We start from the raw sequence: 14,577 nt of genomic DNA on the forward strand, positions 1-14,577 counted from the left end.
TCACCGGTGGGCCGCTCCTGATGTCGGCGCGACACGCGCAACGAACAGGCCACGTGCGGAGCCGTGGCACCCGCAAGGCCCCGCTCTCCCGTGTCCGCTCAGTCCGCCCTCACGACCAGGTCCGCGCGGTCCCGGCCCGTGGCCGCTAGGCGGGCGTTCGGTTCGTCGGAGTCGTGGACCCAGCGTTCGGCGTGGGCGCGGTCCTTGCCGAAGCGGACGTGGCGGTCGACCAGCCGGGGGACGCGGACGGCGGCGTCCAGGTCCAGGAACCAGGCCTCGTCGAGCAGGGGCCGGACGTCCGCCCAGGCGCCCTCGTCGTGCAGCAGGTAGTTCCCCTCGGTGACGACGAGCGGGACCTCGGGCGCGACGGGGATCGCTCCGGCGACCGGCTCCTCCAGGGTGCGGTCGAACGCGGGCGCGTACACGGTCGTGCCGGGCACGGGGGCCCTCAGCCGGGCGAGGAGCGCGGTGTACCCGGCGGCGTCGAACGTGTCCGGCGCGCCCTTGCGCCCGGCACGTCCCAGCCGCTCCAGTTCCGCCTGCGCCAGGTGGAACCCGTCCATCGGGACCAGCACGGCCGCCCCGTCCAGCCGGTCGACCAGTCGCCCGGCCAGCGTGGACTTCCCGGCCCCCGGGGCCCCCGCGATCCCGAGGATCCGCCGCTCCCCCGCCACGGCGAGCCCCCGTGCCCGGGCGACGAGCCGATCGAACTCCCGCACGTCCATGCGGGGCATTCTCGCACCGGCACGGCACCCGTCCCCGGGGCCGCCCCTCCCCCACCCCTCTTCCGGACCCTCGTTCGCCCCCTTACCCCGCAAGGGTCGCCCCTGTCACGACGCGGGTCGACGCGGGTCGAATCCACCGCTTCCTCGCATTACGTTGGAGTAATGCCGTCCATCGCACTCGTCACCCTCGTCGTCCGTGACTACGACGAGGCCATCGCCTTCTACACCGACGCCCTCGGCTTCGACCTCGTCGAGGACACCGACCGCGGCGACGGAAACCGCTGGGTCGTCGTCCGCCCGCGCGGCGCCGCCGGCGTCGGCGGTCTCGGCAACGCCGGACTGCTCCTGGCCCGCGCCAGGAACGAGGAGCAGGAGGCCTCGGTCGGCCATCAGACCGGCGGCCGGGTCGGCTTCTTCCTCCACACCGAGGACTTCGCCCGCGACCACGAGCGCATGGCCGCGGCCGGCGTGAAGTTCCTGGAGGAACCCCGCCACGAGCCGTACGGCTCGGTCGCCGTCTTCGAGGACCTCTACGGCAACCGCTGGGACCTCCTCCAGCCGGCCGACGCCTGAGCCCTACTCGTAGACCGTCGCCGCCGTCAGCGCCCGCGCGAGGAACGTCCGGTCGCCGTCCGGCGGGAGCGTCTCGCCCGCGTGCCGGTACCAGCCGGGGGCGTCGTTCGCCCACGCGGCGAGCGCTTCGAGGAAGCGTTCCAGGGTGGCGTTCTCCCAGGTGTGCCCTTCCTCCTGGAACTCCCGGTGGAGGGCGCGCAGGAACGTGACGAAGTCGTCGCGGCTGTCGAGGCGCTCCTCGGGGCTGATCGGCATGGCGGCACCGTAGCTCCCGCCGTGCCCCGCCGTCGCGCTAAATCGGTGTCGTCCGGACCCGCGCTCTCCCTACACTCGCGGCACGGCGCACCGACCGGTGTGCCGTGCCGCGAGAGTGCCGACCGAGGAGAGCCGACCGTGCGTACGCGCCGCTTCGACGTGATCCTCGCCTCTCGCTCCGGCCGATGGCGGCTGCGCGCCCGCCATCGCCGACCCGTGGTGTGACCGCACCATCCCGGGAATCGCGCTGCCCGTTCTCCACGCAGCAGCGAAAGGCACCACCATGCGCGTCCGCAATCTCGGCATCCTCGCCCACGTCGACGCCGGCAAGACCACCGTCACCGAACGCTTCCTGTACCTCACCGGCGCCACCCACAAGCGCGGCGAGGTCCACGACGGCACCACCGTCACCGACTTCGACCCGCAGGAGCGGGACCGGGGCATCACGATCTTCGCCGCGGCCGTCAGCTGCGACTGGGCGGGCCACCGCGTCAACCTGATCGACACGCCCGGCCACGTCGACTTCTCCGACGAGGTCGAGCGTTCGCTCCGCGTCCTCGACGGCGCCGTCGCCGTCTTCGACGCCGTCGCGGGCGTCGAGCCGCAGAGCGAGACCGTGTGGCGCCAGGCCGACCGCCACGGCGTCCCGAGGATCGCGTTCGTCAACAAGCTGGACCGCGCGGGCGCGGACCTCGACACCGCCGTGGCGTCGATCCGGGACCGTCTCGGCACCGTCCCGCTCCCCGTCCAGCTCCCCCTCGGCCACGAGGACGGCTTCACCGGCGTCGTGGACCTGGTCCGCATGCGGGCGTACGTGTGGGCCGACGGCGCCGACACGTACACCGAGCAGCCGGTCCCCGACGACCTCCGGGACGAGGCCCGGCACCGCCGCCGACGCCTGGAGGAGACGGTCGCCGAGCTGCACCCCGGCGCCCTGGAGGAGTTCTGCGGGGAGGAGGCGCTGTCCGGGGCGACCCTGGCGTCCGCCCTCCGCGACCTCACCCTCTCCGGTGACGCCGTCGTCGTGCTGTGCGGCTCCGCGTACCGCAACCGGGGCATCGAGCCGCTGCTCGACGCCGTCGTCGCGTACCTCCCGGCCCCGTCGGACATGCCGCCGGTGCGCGGCGAGGTCCCGGCGGACCCGACGGCGCCGTTCACCGCGCTCGCCTTCAAGGTGAACGCGACCGCCACCGGCCGCATGACCTACCTCCGCGTCTACGCGGGCACGCTCAGGAAGGGGGACACCGTGCTCGACGCCACCGCGGGCCGCACCGAGCGGATCGCCCGCATCCTGCGCGTCCAGGCCGACCGGGCGACGGAGGCGGACGAGGCGCGCGCCGGTGACATCGTCGCCGTCGTCGGGCCGAAGTCCGCCCGCGCCGGGGCGACCCTGTGCGCCCCGGACGCGCCGGTCGTCCTCGAACCGCCGACGACCGCCGACCCGGTCGTCTCGGTCGCCGTGGAGGCCCGTCGCGGCACGGACACGGGCCGCCTCGCGACGGCCCTCGCCCGGCTCTCCGAGGAGGACCCGTCGCTCGTCGTGCGGTCCGACCCGGAGACGGGCCAGACCGTCCTGTCCGGGCTCGGCGAACTGCACCTGGAGGTCGCGGTGGAGAAGCTGCGGCGCGACCGCGGCCTGGAGGTCACGGTCGGCCGTCCGCAGGTCGCGTACCGGGAGACGGTGGCGAAGGGCGTCACGGGCCTGCTGTACCGGCACGTCAAACAGGACGGCGGCGCGGGCCAGTTCGCCCATGTCGTCCTCGACGTCGAACCCGCGCGGGACGGCGAGGAGTTCGTCTTCACCTCCGCCGTCACGGGTGGCCGCGTCCCGCAGGAGTACGTCCGCGCGGTCGAGGCCGGCTGCCGGGACGCCCTCGTCGAGGGCCCCCTCGGCGGGCACCCGGTGACGGGCGTCCGGGTCACGCTCACGGACGGCGCCACGCATCCGAAGGACTCCTCGGAGATGGCGTTCCGCACGGCGGGCCGCTTCGCCCTGCGCGAGGCGCTCCGCGCGAGCGCGATGACCCTGCTCGAACCGGTGGCCGAGGTGACGGTCACCGTGCCCGCCGAGTCCGTCGGCGCGGTCCTCGGCGACCTCGCGGCCCGCCGGGGCCGGGTCACGGACCAGACGACCCGCTCCGGTACGGCGGTGGTCGAGGCGACGGTCCCGCTGGCCGAACTCTTCGGCTACGCGAACCGCCTCCGCGGCCGCACCCAGGGCCGGGGCACGTTCACCACCCGCCCGGCGGGCTACGCCCCGGCGCCGGGCGGTCGGGTCGGCTGACGGAAGGGGTGACCGGGCCGTGGGAACTCCCGCGGCCCGGCCACCCGCTCAGACCACGGCCAGCGGAACGTGGAGGTCCGCCGCGCGGCGCTGCCGCACCAGGCTGATCGTCGACCACACGAACATCAGCAGGAAGAGCACGGCCCCGGCGCCGAACATCACGGTGGCCACGGCCGGTCCACCGCCGCCGACGTCGTCCTGAGAGGCGACCGTCTGCGGATCGCCCTCCCGGTACCGGACGGTCAGAGGCTCACCGGCCGTGTTCTCCCCGTGGCTGCTCCCCACCGGAAGGTTCGCCACCACGGTCCGCCCGTCGGCGTCGAACCTGACCTTGCATCCCCCCAGGTCAAGGTACTCCTGCGGTCCGCCGGGAACCCGGACCGGGGCCGAGGTCGAGCTCGGCCCCCAGCTCGCCCTCTCCCCCGGTGCCTGGACCGAGTTCCTCAGCCGACCGGGCTGACGGCCGGCGCCGACCGGTGGTCGGTGGGCCTCGTCCCGTACACGCGCTTGAAGGCCACGCTCAGTCCGAACGCGCTGCGGTAGCCGACCTGTCGGGCGATCGACTCCACCGTGGCGTCGGTACGGGCCAGGAGGTCGGCGGCCAGGGCGAGGCGCCAGCCCGTCAGGTACGTCATGGGCGGTTCGCCCACGAGGTCGCCGAAGCGGCGGGCGAGGGTCGCGCGGGAGACGCCGGTCGCCTCGGCGAGGGTGGTGACGGTCCAGGGGCGCGCGGGCCGGTCGTGGACGAGGCGCAGGGCCCGGCCCGCGACGGGGTCGGCGAGGGCGCGGTACCAGGCGGGCGGGTCCGCTTCGGGGCGGGCGAACCATGCGCGGAGCGTGGACAGGAGCAGGAGGTCCAGGAGCCGGTCGAGGACGGCCTGCTGGCCGGGGTCGTCGCGGCTGATCTCGGTGTCGGTGAGTTCGAGGATGGGTCCCGCCTTGCCCTCCTGGGGGACGACGAGGACACGGGGCAGGCCGTCGATGAGGCGAGCGGAGACGCGGCCGTCGACCTGGTAGCTGCCGGTGAGGAGCACGGTGGTGCCGCCGGGGGCGTTGGCGCAGGTGCGGAGGCCGAGGATGACGTCCTCGCTGATGTCCTCGCCGTCGACGGTGGTGCAGTACCCGGGGTGGACGACGTAGAACGGCGCGGTCGACGCGGTCGCGTCGTCGGTGACGGAGAAGGGCTCCTTCCCCGTCACCACGGCCACGTCGCCCGGTCCGAGGGCGACCGGCGCGGCGTCGCCACCCGGGACGATCCAGCCGGAGCCCCGGAGCATGGTGACGACGGCCAGGGGTGTCCCGTCGGCGAAGCCGATGGACCAGGGCGGCGCGAGGATGTTCTTGCTGAACAGGGCGCCTTCGGAACGGACTTCGTACAGCAGGCTCGCGAGCGGATCCACACCCCCGAGTGTACGGACGGACCCGGAAGCCCCAGGTCGGCGACCCGGGGCCTCGTCGTCCTCGGCTGTTCCGGCCGGTGGTGGCCGGGGCGGGGCGCGGGGGCGTCCCGCCCGCCGCCGCGGCCGGGTCACAGGGTGAGCAGGGCGCGGGCGGCGTGCCGGGGGTCGGCGAGGGGTCTGAGGGCGAGGCGGACCAGGGCGAGCGGGTTGTCGTCACCGGCGACGCGGTTGACGCTGAGCTCGCCGCAGGAGACGCACTGGTGGATGATCATCCATTCGCCGTCCGGGCGGACGGACATGCCGAGGGCCTCCATCCGCCCGTGGCAGTCCGTGTCGCGGTCGCCCGGGATCCTCCGGTCGACGTGCAGGCTGGCCAGGCAGTGGGGGCAGTGGTTGCGGTGCGCGGTGCCGGGTGCGTCCAGGGAGACGTCGAGCCGGCAGGACGTGCACCGGAAGTCGTTCGCCCGGTGCCCGCCCCGGGCGTGCAGGACGTCCTTGTGCCGCTGCGGCCGGCGCCGCCCGCGACCGCCGTTGGTGCGTGACATGGTGGTGTTCCTTCCTTCGCGGGCGGTCAGAGGGATCCGAACGCTTCGAGCGGGAAGGGAGGTTGGGCCAGGGGGCGGACCGCGATGCGCATCAGGATGAGCTGGTTGTCGTCGGCGCGGACGGGGTTCGAGGTGAGCTCGTCGCAGCGCACGCAGCGGTGGATCACCCTCCAGTCACCGGTGCGGAGCACGGCGATGGCGATCGGGGACATCCGGCCCTCGCAGTCGCTCGGACCGCCCTCGACGTGGTCGAGGACGTGCCGGGAGTGCAGGCAGGACGGGCAGTGGTCGCGCGGTGCGCCGTCGGCGGCGTACGCGGACACGGTCAGTCCGCACCAGGCGCAGGTGAAGGTACCGAGGCTGAGAGTGTGCGTGGTGTTGTCGGTGTGGCTGGACACCCGGGTGCTCCTTGCTGGAAGTCGGTCATGACAGCAAGAGCAGGCCGAGCGGCCTCGTCAGAGGGCCCGGGAACGCCGCGGAACGGCGGGCGGGCGGGTCGGAGCACCGGAGGACACGTCCGGGGACCGTCCGAGGGAAAGGGACGGCGGAAGGCGGCGGACGGTTACGCGGTACGGCGAGGCGCACTCGGCGCGGACCGGGACATCAAGACACCCTTTTCCAAGGCACACGGGCCCAGAACGAATCGGAAACGACCGGCTCAGCCAACAGGACGCCGCCCGGGAGCGTCAACGGATTATTCGACGCACGGAACCGAGCTCCTCAGACATCGGACTGAGCGCCTGGACCATTCCACCGCTCACCGCCCCGCCGTTTGACTGGTCGCATGACAACGACGAAGACACGCCCCCTCCTGGTCCTCGGCTCCACCGGCAAGACGGGCCGCCGGGTGGCCGCCCGCCTCAGGGAGCGCGGGCACGACGTCCGGGCCGCCTCCCGCCGGGGAGCCGCCCGGTTCGACTGGAACGACGAGAACACCTGGGAGCCCGTCCTCGACGGGGTCGGAGCGGCCTATCTGGTCGACTCGATGCAGAGCGACGCCGGGGAATCGATGAGCAGGTTCGCCGAGCTCGCCGCCGCCCGGGGTGTCGAGCGGCTCGTGCTGCTCTCGCACCGCGACTGGGTCGTCCCCGAGGGCGAGGAGAAACTGCCCACCGAGCGGGCCGTGCGGGAGTCCGGCGCGGAGTGGACCATCCTCAAGCCGGCATGGTTCACGCAGAACTTCAGCGAGGATCCGTTCTTCCGGGGGCAGCTCGTCGACGGCGAGGTCGTGTGGTCGGCGGGGGCCGGCACGGAGCCGTTCGTGGACGTCGACGACATCGCGGACGTCGCCGTGGCGGCGCTCACCGAGGACGGTCATGCCGGGGAGGCGTACGAGCTGTCCGGGCCGCGCCTGCTGAGCCTGGGCGAGGTCGCGGACGAGGTCGCCCGGGCGACGGGACGGGACATCACGTACCGTCCGGCCTCGCCGGAGGAGTTCGCGGCGCACGCGGCCCGGCACGGACTGCCGGAGGACTTCACCGGTCTCCTGAACACGCTCTTCGGCTGGATCGCCGAGAACCGTTTCGCCACGCTCGGCGACGGCGTGCGGCGGGCCCTGGGCCGCGAGCCGCGCGACTTCGCGGACTACGTCAGGGCCACCGCCGCGACCGGGATCTGGCAGGGCTGACCGGCGCCCCGCCAGATCCTGTGACATCCCCCGGCCGGCGCCGTCAGCGCATCACGGACGAGAAGTTGTCCAGCTGGATCCAGGTGACCTTGTTCGCCGCCTGGGGGCCGAGGACGTTGACGACGCCGGCGGTGTTGGCCTCGATGCGCAGGGCGTTGATGCCCTGGCTGTTGTTGCGCGGGCAGACGCCCCGGGTCAGCTTGGGCGGGCGGATGTCCGCGTGGAGCGTGCCGAGCGGGCCGTCGGCGGTGAAGGCGCAGGTGACCAGGCCGCGCAGCTGGAGGAACTCGGTGCCCGCGAGGCGGATCACGCGGGCCTCGGCCGGGGAGAGGGCGTCGTTCTGCACGCCCGCCTCCAGCGTGACCGGCTTCCAGTCGACGACGACCTGGCAGCCGTCCGCGGGGTCGGCGGCGGCGGGAGCGGCGGAGAGCAGCGGGGCGCCGACGGCGACGGCCGGGGCGGCGAGGGCGGCGGTGAGCAGGGAGCGGCGGCTGGTCGTGTGCGGGGTCATGCGCGATCCTCCGGGACGGGTGGGGCGGGCGGACGGCTGTGGTGCGGGGGCGGCGGCCCGGCGGGGGCTCATCGCCAGGCGACGGAGACGCCGTCGAGGTCGATCCAGGTGATGGGGTTGTCGCTGTAGGCGCCGTAGGCGCGGAGCCCGCCGCTGACGTCCGTCTCGATCCGGCAGACGCACCGTCCGGCGTTGTTGTTGCGGGGCACGTTCGCGCGCGTCAGGTGGGTCGGGCGCAGCCGGTGCGGGAGGGTCGCGATCCTGCCGTCCGCGGTGAGGCCGGGCGTGTGGGTGAGGGTGCCGCGGAGCTGGAGGTAGGTGGTGCCGGCGAGGGCGATCAGACGTCCGCGCGGCGGCTGGGCGCCGGGCTGGATGCCGGGTTCGAGGGCGAGGTCCTCCCAGTCGGCGAGGACCTTCACGCCGTCGACGGCCGGCTTCGTCGGGTACCAGCTGATCGTGACGTCACGCGAACCGGTGGTGCCCGGGACGGTGTTGCTGAAGCCGAGGAGCAGCCTGGTCTCGGCGGTCTGCGGGTCGACCTCGAAGGCGACGCCCTCCGGTTCGCGCCGGGTGAGGCCGTCGGCGCTGGTGACGACCTGCCGGTCGATCCGCCTGCCGGTCGTCCAGTCGTACGAGGTGAGGAAGGCGACCCCGGGGAATCCGTCGGCGGGGAGCGTGTCCGGGTCGTCGTCGACGAGGTAGGGCGCCCACTGGTACCAGTACAGGACGTCGCCGAGGACGGTGTAGCCCTGGGACGTGAGCCTGCTCTCCAAGGGGTACCGCGCGGGCACGGCGGGGGTCGTCTCCTCGTCGACGCACGGCTGCGGCAGGCCGTCGCAGTCGCTCATGACGAACGTGGTGCCCACCGGGACCCAGGAGCCGGCGGCGGCCGCGGCGAGGTCGTAGCGCGTGAAGGTCCGCTTGCCGCCCTTGTGGTACATGACGCACAGGAGGTTGTTCACGGGGTCGACCGACGGCCCGGTGCCCGAGGTGCTGCCGGGCGGCGTGAACTTCCGCAGGGCCGGATCGTCCGCCTGGAGGATCGTGTCGTCGGCGTACGCGAAGCGCGTGACGGCCTTGCCGAAGGCGGCCGTGACCTTGCCGTCCTTCTTGGTGAGGTGCAGCGGTGCCGCCGCCGCCGATCCGACCTCGGTCCAGATGTACGTCGTGTCGCCCTGCGGCTCCACGCCCATCGAGATCCCGTGCCCGAAGCCCTTCAGCTGCATCGAGCCCTCGACCCTGCCGGTCAGGCGGTCGATGCGGTTGAGCCGCATGTTGCCCTGCTCGGTGTCCTGCTGGCTGCCGCTCTCCATCTGGAGGACGAAGACGCGGCCGTTGCGGGTGTCGGTGGCGATCGCCTGCGGCGCCGGTCCCTTCACCAGGTCGACGGTCTGGATGAGCCTGCCGGTGATGCCGGACAGGTCGACGCCGTTGGCGTCCGTGGTTCCCATGGTTCCCTCCCCCGGGGATCCCTGACGGATCCTCATCACGAAGGGAAGATCATCACACGGTCCTCTCGCGGGCGTGTGCCAGGATGCGTGTACCTGCCCGCCATCGACACGAGGAGCGACCTCCATGAGCAGCACCCCCTCCGGCTACCTCTCCGAGCTGTTCTCGCTCGACGGGCGCACCGCCCTCGTCACCGGCGGCAGCTCCGGCATCGGCCGGGCCATCGCCGGGGCCCTGGCCCGGGCGGGCGCGAGCGTGGTGGTCATGGCCCGCAAGGAGGCCGAGCTGGTCGCGACCGTGGACGAGCTGACGGCCGACGGCTGCCGGGCGGCGTGGGTGAGCGCCGACCTGAGCACCCGGGACGGCATCAAGGCGGGCGCGGAGGCGGCCGCGGCCGTCTTCGGGGAGCCGGACGTCCTGGTGAACTCGGCCGGGATCAACCTCCGTCCGCCGTTCGGCGAGCTGGGCGAGGAGGTGTGGGACACGACGATGACGGTGAACCTGGAGGCGCCGTTCCTCCTCGGACGGCGCTTCGGCCCGGGGATGGCCGAGCGGGGCTTCGGCCGGATCATCCACATCACCTCGCAGCAGGCGCACCGCGCGTTCGTCCAGAGCGGGGCGTACGGGGTGTCCAAGGGCGCCCTGGAGTCGCTGGCCCGCTCGCAGGCCGAGGCCTGGTCCCCGTACGGCGTCACCGCCAACACCCTGGTCCCGGGCTTCGTGATGACCCCGCTCAACCAGCGCCTCTCCTCGGACCCGGAGAAGGTCGCCGCGCTGGCCGCGCGCACGATGGTCGGCCGCAACGGCCTGGCGGAGGACTTCGCGGGCGCGGCCGTCTTCCTGGCGAGCGCCTCCTCGGCGTACGTGACGGGCCAGTCCCTCTTCGTGGACGGCGGGTTCTCCGTCCACTAGGAGCGAGCGTCCCGCTGTCCCGTCGGCCGTCGGCCGGCCCGGTGCTCAGGTCCGGGACGCCGCCCAGTCCGCGAGCGCCCCGGCACAGGCCTCCAGGGCCTTCGCGGTCGGACCGGTCGTCGCGGACACCGCGGCCGACAGGATGAGGGCGGGACCCTCCGCCTCTCCGCCCACCGTCACCGCGCAGACGACCGTCGACGGCGGGCCCGCCGTGCCGGGCGGGGCGGACACCGTGAGGGTCAGCTCGCAGGAGCCCGGCCTCGCCCCGGCCGCCTCGACGCGGGCGGTCATCGCCTCGGCCAGCGGCGCGGCGTTGTCCTCCAGGGCGCCCGGGCGCAGCGGGAACTCCTCGTCGACGGCCACGACGCCGATCCCCCGCAGGGTGGTGGCCCGCAGGTGCAGCGCACGGGCGCCGAACACACCCGTGCTGTGCAGGACGTAGACGGCGACGAGCGCGGCCCGGACCGCCGCGCCGAGGTCGTGCGCGCCGCCGGGCAGGGTGTGGTGCCAGTGCGGCGCGCGGAGCCGCACCGGGGCGGTGCCGTGGGCCAGCGCCGTCAGACCGTCGTGGACCGTCCCCCCGAGCAGCCAGGGCCCGCCGGGGCCCAGCATGAGGAGCCGGCCGTGCTCGTCGACCGCGAGCGGCGCGTCCGCGTCCGTACGGCCGAAGGGGAAGAGCCGTAGGCCGAGGGAAGCGGCGAGCCGGTTCAGGGACGGGACGTCGTGGCGGGCCTCGCGGGGGTCGACGACGCTGCCGACGGCGGCGACCTCCCGGCCGCCGGCCGGGGCGGGCAGGACGGTGAGGCCGTGGAACTCGCGCAGGGCCCGTTCGGCGGCGGGGAAGAGCTCCGCGCCGACGGTCACCGTGACGAGGACCGCGAGCATGGCGGCGTCCCCGGCGTCGCGCCCCGGCCGCCAGCCCGCGTCCGTCAGTACGCCGGTCATGCCTGGTCGTGGAGGATCGTGACGCCCAGCCGGTCGAGGAGCGCCGTGCAGGAACGGCAGACGTCCGCCTCGGTGCCGTGCTCGGGGTCGCCGTGCGGGCGGATCTTGCGGGCGACGACCGCCGCGCCCGCGAAGTGCGGGACGGCCTCGTCGAGCGTGGCGGCGCGGCCGTCGCCGCGCTGCCGGTCGAATGCGAAGAGCTCGTCGGAGACGAGCGCGGACTCGGCGCAGTAGCCGGCGAACGACTCGCGCAGGGCGGGCGGAAGCCCGTCGAAGAACGCCCGCACGGCGGGGTGGAGCCGCGGCTCGCCGTCACCGGTGAGGTTGGTGTGGCTGGTGATGGTGCCGTGGAGGAGCAGCGAGGCCGCCGTACCGGGGATCAGGTCAGACATAGAGGTCCTCCGCGTCCTGCATGGGGGGATGGGCGAGGGAGATCATGGCCTCGTACTTGTCCGCGCCCATGTAGTAGGCGCCCGTGTGGTGCACGTAGAAGAACCGGCCCCGCTCGTCGATCAGGACGGGTGAGCCCTCCGAGTCGTCGATGCCGACCGGGAAGAGCCGCACGCCGAGCCCCTGGCTCAGCTCGGCGGCGTCCTCCGGCATGGACCGGTGGCCGAGGTACGGCGAGAAGTAGAGGTGGTCCTCCCGCCGGGCGTCGATCGTGAGGCGCAGACCGCCGTGCTCGGCGAGGAAGGCCGAGGCGGCCTCGAAGAGCTCCAGCGGGTGGCCGGCCTTCCGGTACTCCTCCACGACGTCGGCGACCAGCGCCGGTACGGTCTCCGTCACGTCCCGGCCCGGGAACCATCCGTGCTCCCGGAACCAGGCGTCGACGTCCTCCGGGGTGTTCATCTGCGGCATGAACGTGTGCTCCTCATCCTGCGTATGCCGTGACACCGGCCATGTCCATGGCTATCGCGCAGGACCGGCACGGCGGCTTGTACTTGCCGTGGCCGAGGGGGTGTGGCTTGATCTGCTCGCCGATCTGCACGCTGTAGACCTGCGACCCCTTCATGGCGTCGCGGACCTGGTCGACCGAGGTGATCCCGGTGCCGTGGGGGTCCATCTGCCGGAGACGGTCCGAGACCAGGTTCGCCTCGGCACATTTTCCATGACCCGCGCCCGGGAAGCCGCCGTCGGCCTTGATCTGCTGGTCGACCTGATCGTAGATCGACTGCATGGCCGGGTGCAGGTCAGGGGTCTTCTGACCGGCGCCCTTGGTGGCGCTGGAGTGGCTCGTGACGACGCCGTCGTGCAGAAGGCTGCCGGAGCACGAGCCGTCGAGCAGGTTCGTGCCGGGCGGGAAGTGGGTCTTGGCGAGGTCGATCTTGTGCTTGGGATCGTTCTCGTCGTCCGGGTTCGCCTTGCGCGCCTTGTCCGCGAGATCCCGGGCCTCCTGGACGAGCGCCTCGCGCTGCTGCTCGGGGGTCAGGTGGCTGACGTCGAGCGGGTCCGTCCGGTGGTGCCTCATGTTCCCCGCCGAGCTGCCGTGCCACGGCGGGGCCGGGGTGATGCGCCTGCCGCCGGAGTCGCCTCCGGAGCCGGAGCCGCCGTTCCCGCCGCCCCCGCCGCCGCCACCGCCACCGCCGCCTCCACCACCCTTGTCGTCGTCGTGGTCGCCCTTGTTCTGGCGGGCGAAGCGGTCGCGGAGGTCGTCGTCGGTGTTCTTGTGGTCGACGGAGATCTGCTTGACGACCTTCGGCAGCGTCTGCCCGACGTGGTCGCCCATCGACTTCGCGGCCTTCGTCAGCGCCTCCATCGCCTTGTCCGCGATCGGGTCGATCGCGTCGGCGATCGAGTCACGCCCCCGCGCCCGGCCGTGCGCGGTCTTCGCCTTCGTGAGTTTGCCCGTGGTCTTGCCGTGGATGCTCACGCTGACGCCGTTGAGCTGCGTCGAGGCGTGGGTGTGCTCGGAGTGCTCGATGTGCAGGTTCTTCAGACCGCCGCCCTTCGAACCGCCGCCACCGCCCCCGGCCGAGGCCAGGTTCATCGACTCCTTGCCGGACTGCACCCCGTCCTTGAACCCGTCCTTGCCCGCGTCCTTGGTCTGGTCGAGGTCCACCCCGTCCTGCAGACCGATCGCCACCGCCCCGAGCTGCACGACCAGGTCCGCCGCCATGCCCTCCAGGGCCGCCACCGCGGGCTCGGTCAGCGCCGCCATGACGTACCCGACGGCCTCCTCCACGCACTCCTTGATCAGCCGCTTGACCACCTCCTGGGTGGCCCGCATCGCCCCCGCGCCGATCAGCGACGACAGCCCGAACGTCACCGGGATCAGCGAGATCGCGATGCCCGCCTCCGCCGCCAGGTACCCCAGCTGCACGAGCGCCGCGAGCTTCATCCCCTCGATCGCACCGGCCGCCGTGTCCAGACCGCCCGCGATCGTGCGGGCCGCACCCGCGATGTCCTTGAAGTGCTTGCCCTTGACCTTCGACCAGTGCTCGTTCAGCGCGTCCATCGACTCGCCCTGGCCCGAGGACAGCAACCGCTCGAAGTGGTTGTTCGCGAGCTGGCCGTCGTCCTCCAGGTCGTCCGCGAACTCCCGCAGCGCGTCCGCCATCTCGCGGTACGCGTCCTCGTCGACGTTCGGCCAGGCCACACCGATCAGATCCAGCAGTGTGTCGGCCCAGTCCGGAACCGTGACAGCCATGTTCAACTCCCCCGTACTGGCTGTTTGCAATCTGCAACAGTCCTACCACAGGGGGTGCTTGACGAACCGTCCGGGTCAGACGTAGAAGTCCTCGGCGTCCTTCATGGGATGCCCGTAGAGGTCGGCCATGGCCCCGTACTTGCCGGTGCCCAGGTAGTAGTTGCCGGTGTGGTGCACGCAGAAGAACCGGCTCCGCTCGTCCATGACGATCACTTCCCCCTCCGAGGAGTCCCAGCCCACGGGGAAGAGCCGCACGCCCAGGTTGCGGCTCAGCTCCGCGATCTCCTCGGAGGTGCCGGCCCAGACGATGACCGGCTTGAAGTACAGGTACTCCTCGCGCCGCGCGTCGATGGTCAGACGGACCCCCGCGTGCTCGGCGAGGAATGCGGTGGCCGCGGGGAACGGCTCGACGGGGTGGCCGCACCTGCGGGTCTCCTCGACGACCTCCGCCACGAACGCCGCGGCCTGCTCGGCGACGTTCCGGCCGGGGTACCAGCCGCCCTCGGTGAACCAGGCGTCGACCTCGGCGGGACTTTCGGGACGGGGCATGAGGGCTCCTGGGCCGCTGCTGGGTCGGTGCCGACCGGACAGGCCGCGAGGGGCCCCCCGGACAGCGACATGGGTAGGGGGCCCGCGACCCCGACGCCCCGGGGGTTGAAGCGCGGGCCCCCCGCCGCGCCGCGAGTGTGGTTTTACATAACCCG

The 14,577-nt window shown here is 73.1% G+C and carries 16 protein-coding genes and 1 pseudogene; 4 read left to right on the forward strand and 13 right to left on the reverse strand.

The window, feature by feature from the left end; genetic code table 11:
• Window positions 1–98: 98 nt before the first annotated feature.
• Entirely contained in the window at window positions 99–734 is a 636-nt protein-coding gene (locus tag ACFV2S_RS07060; protein WP_385554991.1) for a nucleoside/nucleotide kinase family protein, read from the reverse strand.
• Between the two features lie 153 nt (window positions 735–887).
• Here ACFV2S_RS07060 and ACFV2S_RS07065 point away from each other — a divergent pair, with 153 nt between their 5' ends.
• Window positions 888–1,298, forward strand: coding sequence for a VOC family protein (locus ACFV2S_RS07065; RefSeq protein ID WP_385554993.1), 411 nt, complete (start codon window positions 888–890; stop codon window positions 1,296–1,298).
• Window positions 1,299–1,301: 3 nt separating this feature from the next.
• On the opposite strand, the gene ACFV2S_RS07070 is transcribed toward ACFV2S_RS07065, so the two are convergent.
• The gene (locus ACFV2S_RS07070; RefSeq protein ID WP_385554995.1) at window positions 1,302–1,553 is read right to left on the reverse strand and encodes a hypothetical protein; all 252 of its coding nucleotides are present in this window, start codon (window positions 1,551–1,553) and stop codon (window positions 1,302–1,304) included.
• Between the two features lie 283 nt (window positions 1,554–1,836).
• Between ACFV2S_RS07070 and fusA the strand changes: the two genes are divergently transcribed.
• Window positions 1,837–3,837 carry an elongation factor G gene (gene fusA, locus ACFV2S_RS07075; RefSeq protein WP_385554997.1) on the forward strand — a complete coding sequence of 667 codons (2,001 nt, stop codon included), beginning with the start codon at window positions 1,837–1,839 and terminating at the stop codon, window positions 3,835–3,837.
• 48 nt (window positions 3,838–3,885) lie between these two features.
• Here fusA and ACFV2S_RS07080 read toward each other — a convergent pair whose 3' ends face one another.
• The 4 genes from ACFV2S_RS07080 to ACFV2S_RS07095 form a co-directional block, all read right to left on the reverse strand.
• Entirely contained in the window at window positions 3,886–4,140 is a 255-nt protein-coding gene (locus tag ACFV2S_RS07080; protein WP_385554999.1) for a hypothetical protein, read from the reverse strand.
• A gap of 140 nt (window positions 4,141–4,280) precedes the next feature.
• Window positions 4,281–5,237 carry a cupin domain-containing protein gene (locus tag ACFV2S_RS07085; RefSeq protein ID WP_385555001.1) on the reverse strand — a complete coding sequence of 319 codons (957 nt, stop codon included), beginning with the start codon at window positions 5,235–5,237 and terminating at the stop codon, window positions 4,281–4,283.
• 128 nt (window positions 5,238–5,365) lie between these two features.
• Complete coding sequence (locus ACFV2S_RS07090) at window positions 5,366–5,782, reverse strand: RNHCP domain-containing protein (protein ID WP_385555003.1); 417 nt, start codon at window positions 5,780–5,782, stop codon at window positions 5,366–5,368.
• A 26-nt stretch (window positions 5,783–5,808) separates the two neighbouring features.
• Window positions 5,809–6,180: an RNHCP domain-containing protein gene (locus ACFV2S_RS07095; protein ID WP_385555005.1), complete on the reverse strand. Its 372-nt coding sequence runs from the start codon at window positions 6,178–6,180 to the stop codon at window positions 5,809–5,811.
• Between the two features lie 386 nt (window positions 6,181–6,566).
• On the opposite strand from ACFV2S_RS07095, the gene ACFV2S_RS07100 reads away from it, so the two are divergent.
• The gene (locus tag ACFV2S_RS07100; RefSeq protein ID WP_385555007.1) at window positions 6,567–7,409 is read left to right on the forward strand and encodes an NAD(P)H-binding protein; all 843 of its coding nucleotides are present in this window, start codon (window positions 6,567–6,569) and stop codon (window positions 7,407–7,409) included.
• A 43-nt stretch (window positions 7,410–7,452) separates the two neighbouring features.
• Here ACFV2S_RS07100 and ACFV2S_RS07105 read toward each other — a convergent pair whose 3' ends face one another.
• On the reverse strand, window positions 7,453–7,920 hold the full coding sequence (locus ACFV2S_RS07105; RefSeq protein WP_385555009.1) for a hypothetical protein: 468 nt from the start codon (window positions 7,918–7,920) through the stop codon (window positions 7,453–7,455).
• 68 nt (window positions 7,921–7,988) lie between these two features.
• Entirely contained in the window at window positions 7,989–9,371 is a 1,383-nt protein-coding gene (locus ACFV2S_RS07110) for a hypothetical protein (protein ID WP_385555011.1), read from the reverse strand.
• 124 nt (window positions 9,372–9,495) lie between these two features.
• Here ACFV2S_RS07110 and ACFV2S_RS07115 point away from each other — a divergent pair, with 124 nt between their 5' ends.
• A complete protein-coding gene (locus ACFV2S_RS07115; protein ID WP_385555013.1) occupies window positions 9,496–10,281 on the forward strand; it encodes an SDR family NAD(P)-dependent oxidoreductase in 786 nt (261 codons plus the stop codon).
• A 45-nt stretch (window positions 10,282–10,326) separates the two neighbouring features.
• Here ACFV2S_RS07115 and ACFV2S_RS07120 read toward each other — a convergent pair whose 3' ends face one another.
• The 5 genes and pseudogenes from ACFV2S_RS07120 to ACFV2S_RS07140 all read right to left on the reverse strand — a co-directional run bounded on the left by ACFV2S_RS07120 (window position 10,327) and on the right by ACFV2S_RS07140 (window position 14,422).
• Window positions 10,327–11,226, reverse strand: a complete 900-nt coding sequence (locus ACFV2S_RS07120) for an SUKH-3 domain-containing protein (protein WP_385555015.1) — start codon at window positions 11,224–11,226, stop codon at window positions 10,327–10,329.
• Window positions 11,223–11,618, reverse strand: coding sequence for a YwqJ-related putative deaminase (locus ACFV2S_RS07125; RefSeq protein WP_385555017.1), 396 nt, complete (start codon window positions 11,616–11,618; stop codon window positions 11,223–11,225). The genes ACFV2S_RS07120 and ACFV2S_RS07125 overlap by 4 nt, the downstream gene beginning before the upstream one ends.
• Window positions 11,611–12,084 (reverse strand): SUKH-3 domain-containing protein, encoded by a 474-nt coding sequence (locus ACFV2S_RS07130; RefSeq protein WP_385555019.1) that lies wholly within the window; start codon window positions 12,082–12,084, stop codon window positions 11,611–11,613. The genes ACFV2S_RS07125 and ACFV2S_RS07130 overlap by 8 nt, the downstream gene beginning before the upstream one ends.
• Window positions 12,085–12,151: 67 nt before the next feature.
• Window positions 12,152–13,873 (reverse strand): annotated as a pseudogene (locus ACFV2S_RS07135) (YwqJ-related putative deaminase); the annotation flags it as partial.
• A 75-nt stretch (window positions 13,874–13,948) separates the two neighbouring features.
• The gene (locus ACFV2S_RS07140) at window positions 13,949–14,422 is read right to left on the reverse strand and encodes an SUKH-3 domain-containing protein (protein ID WP_385555021.1); all 474 of its coding nucleotides are present in this window, start codon (window positions 14,420–14,422) and stop codon (window positions 13,949–13,951) included.
• Window positions 14,423–14,577: the final 155 nt, after the last annotated feature.

Source organism: Streptomyces sp. NPDC059695 (genome assembly GCF_042733785.1).
GTDB lineage: Bacteria > Actinomycetota > Actinomycetes > Streptomycetales > Streptomycetaceae > Streptomyces.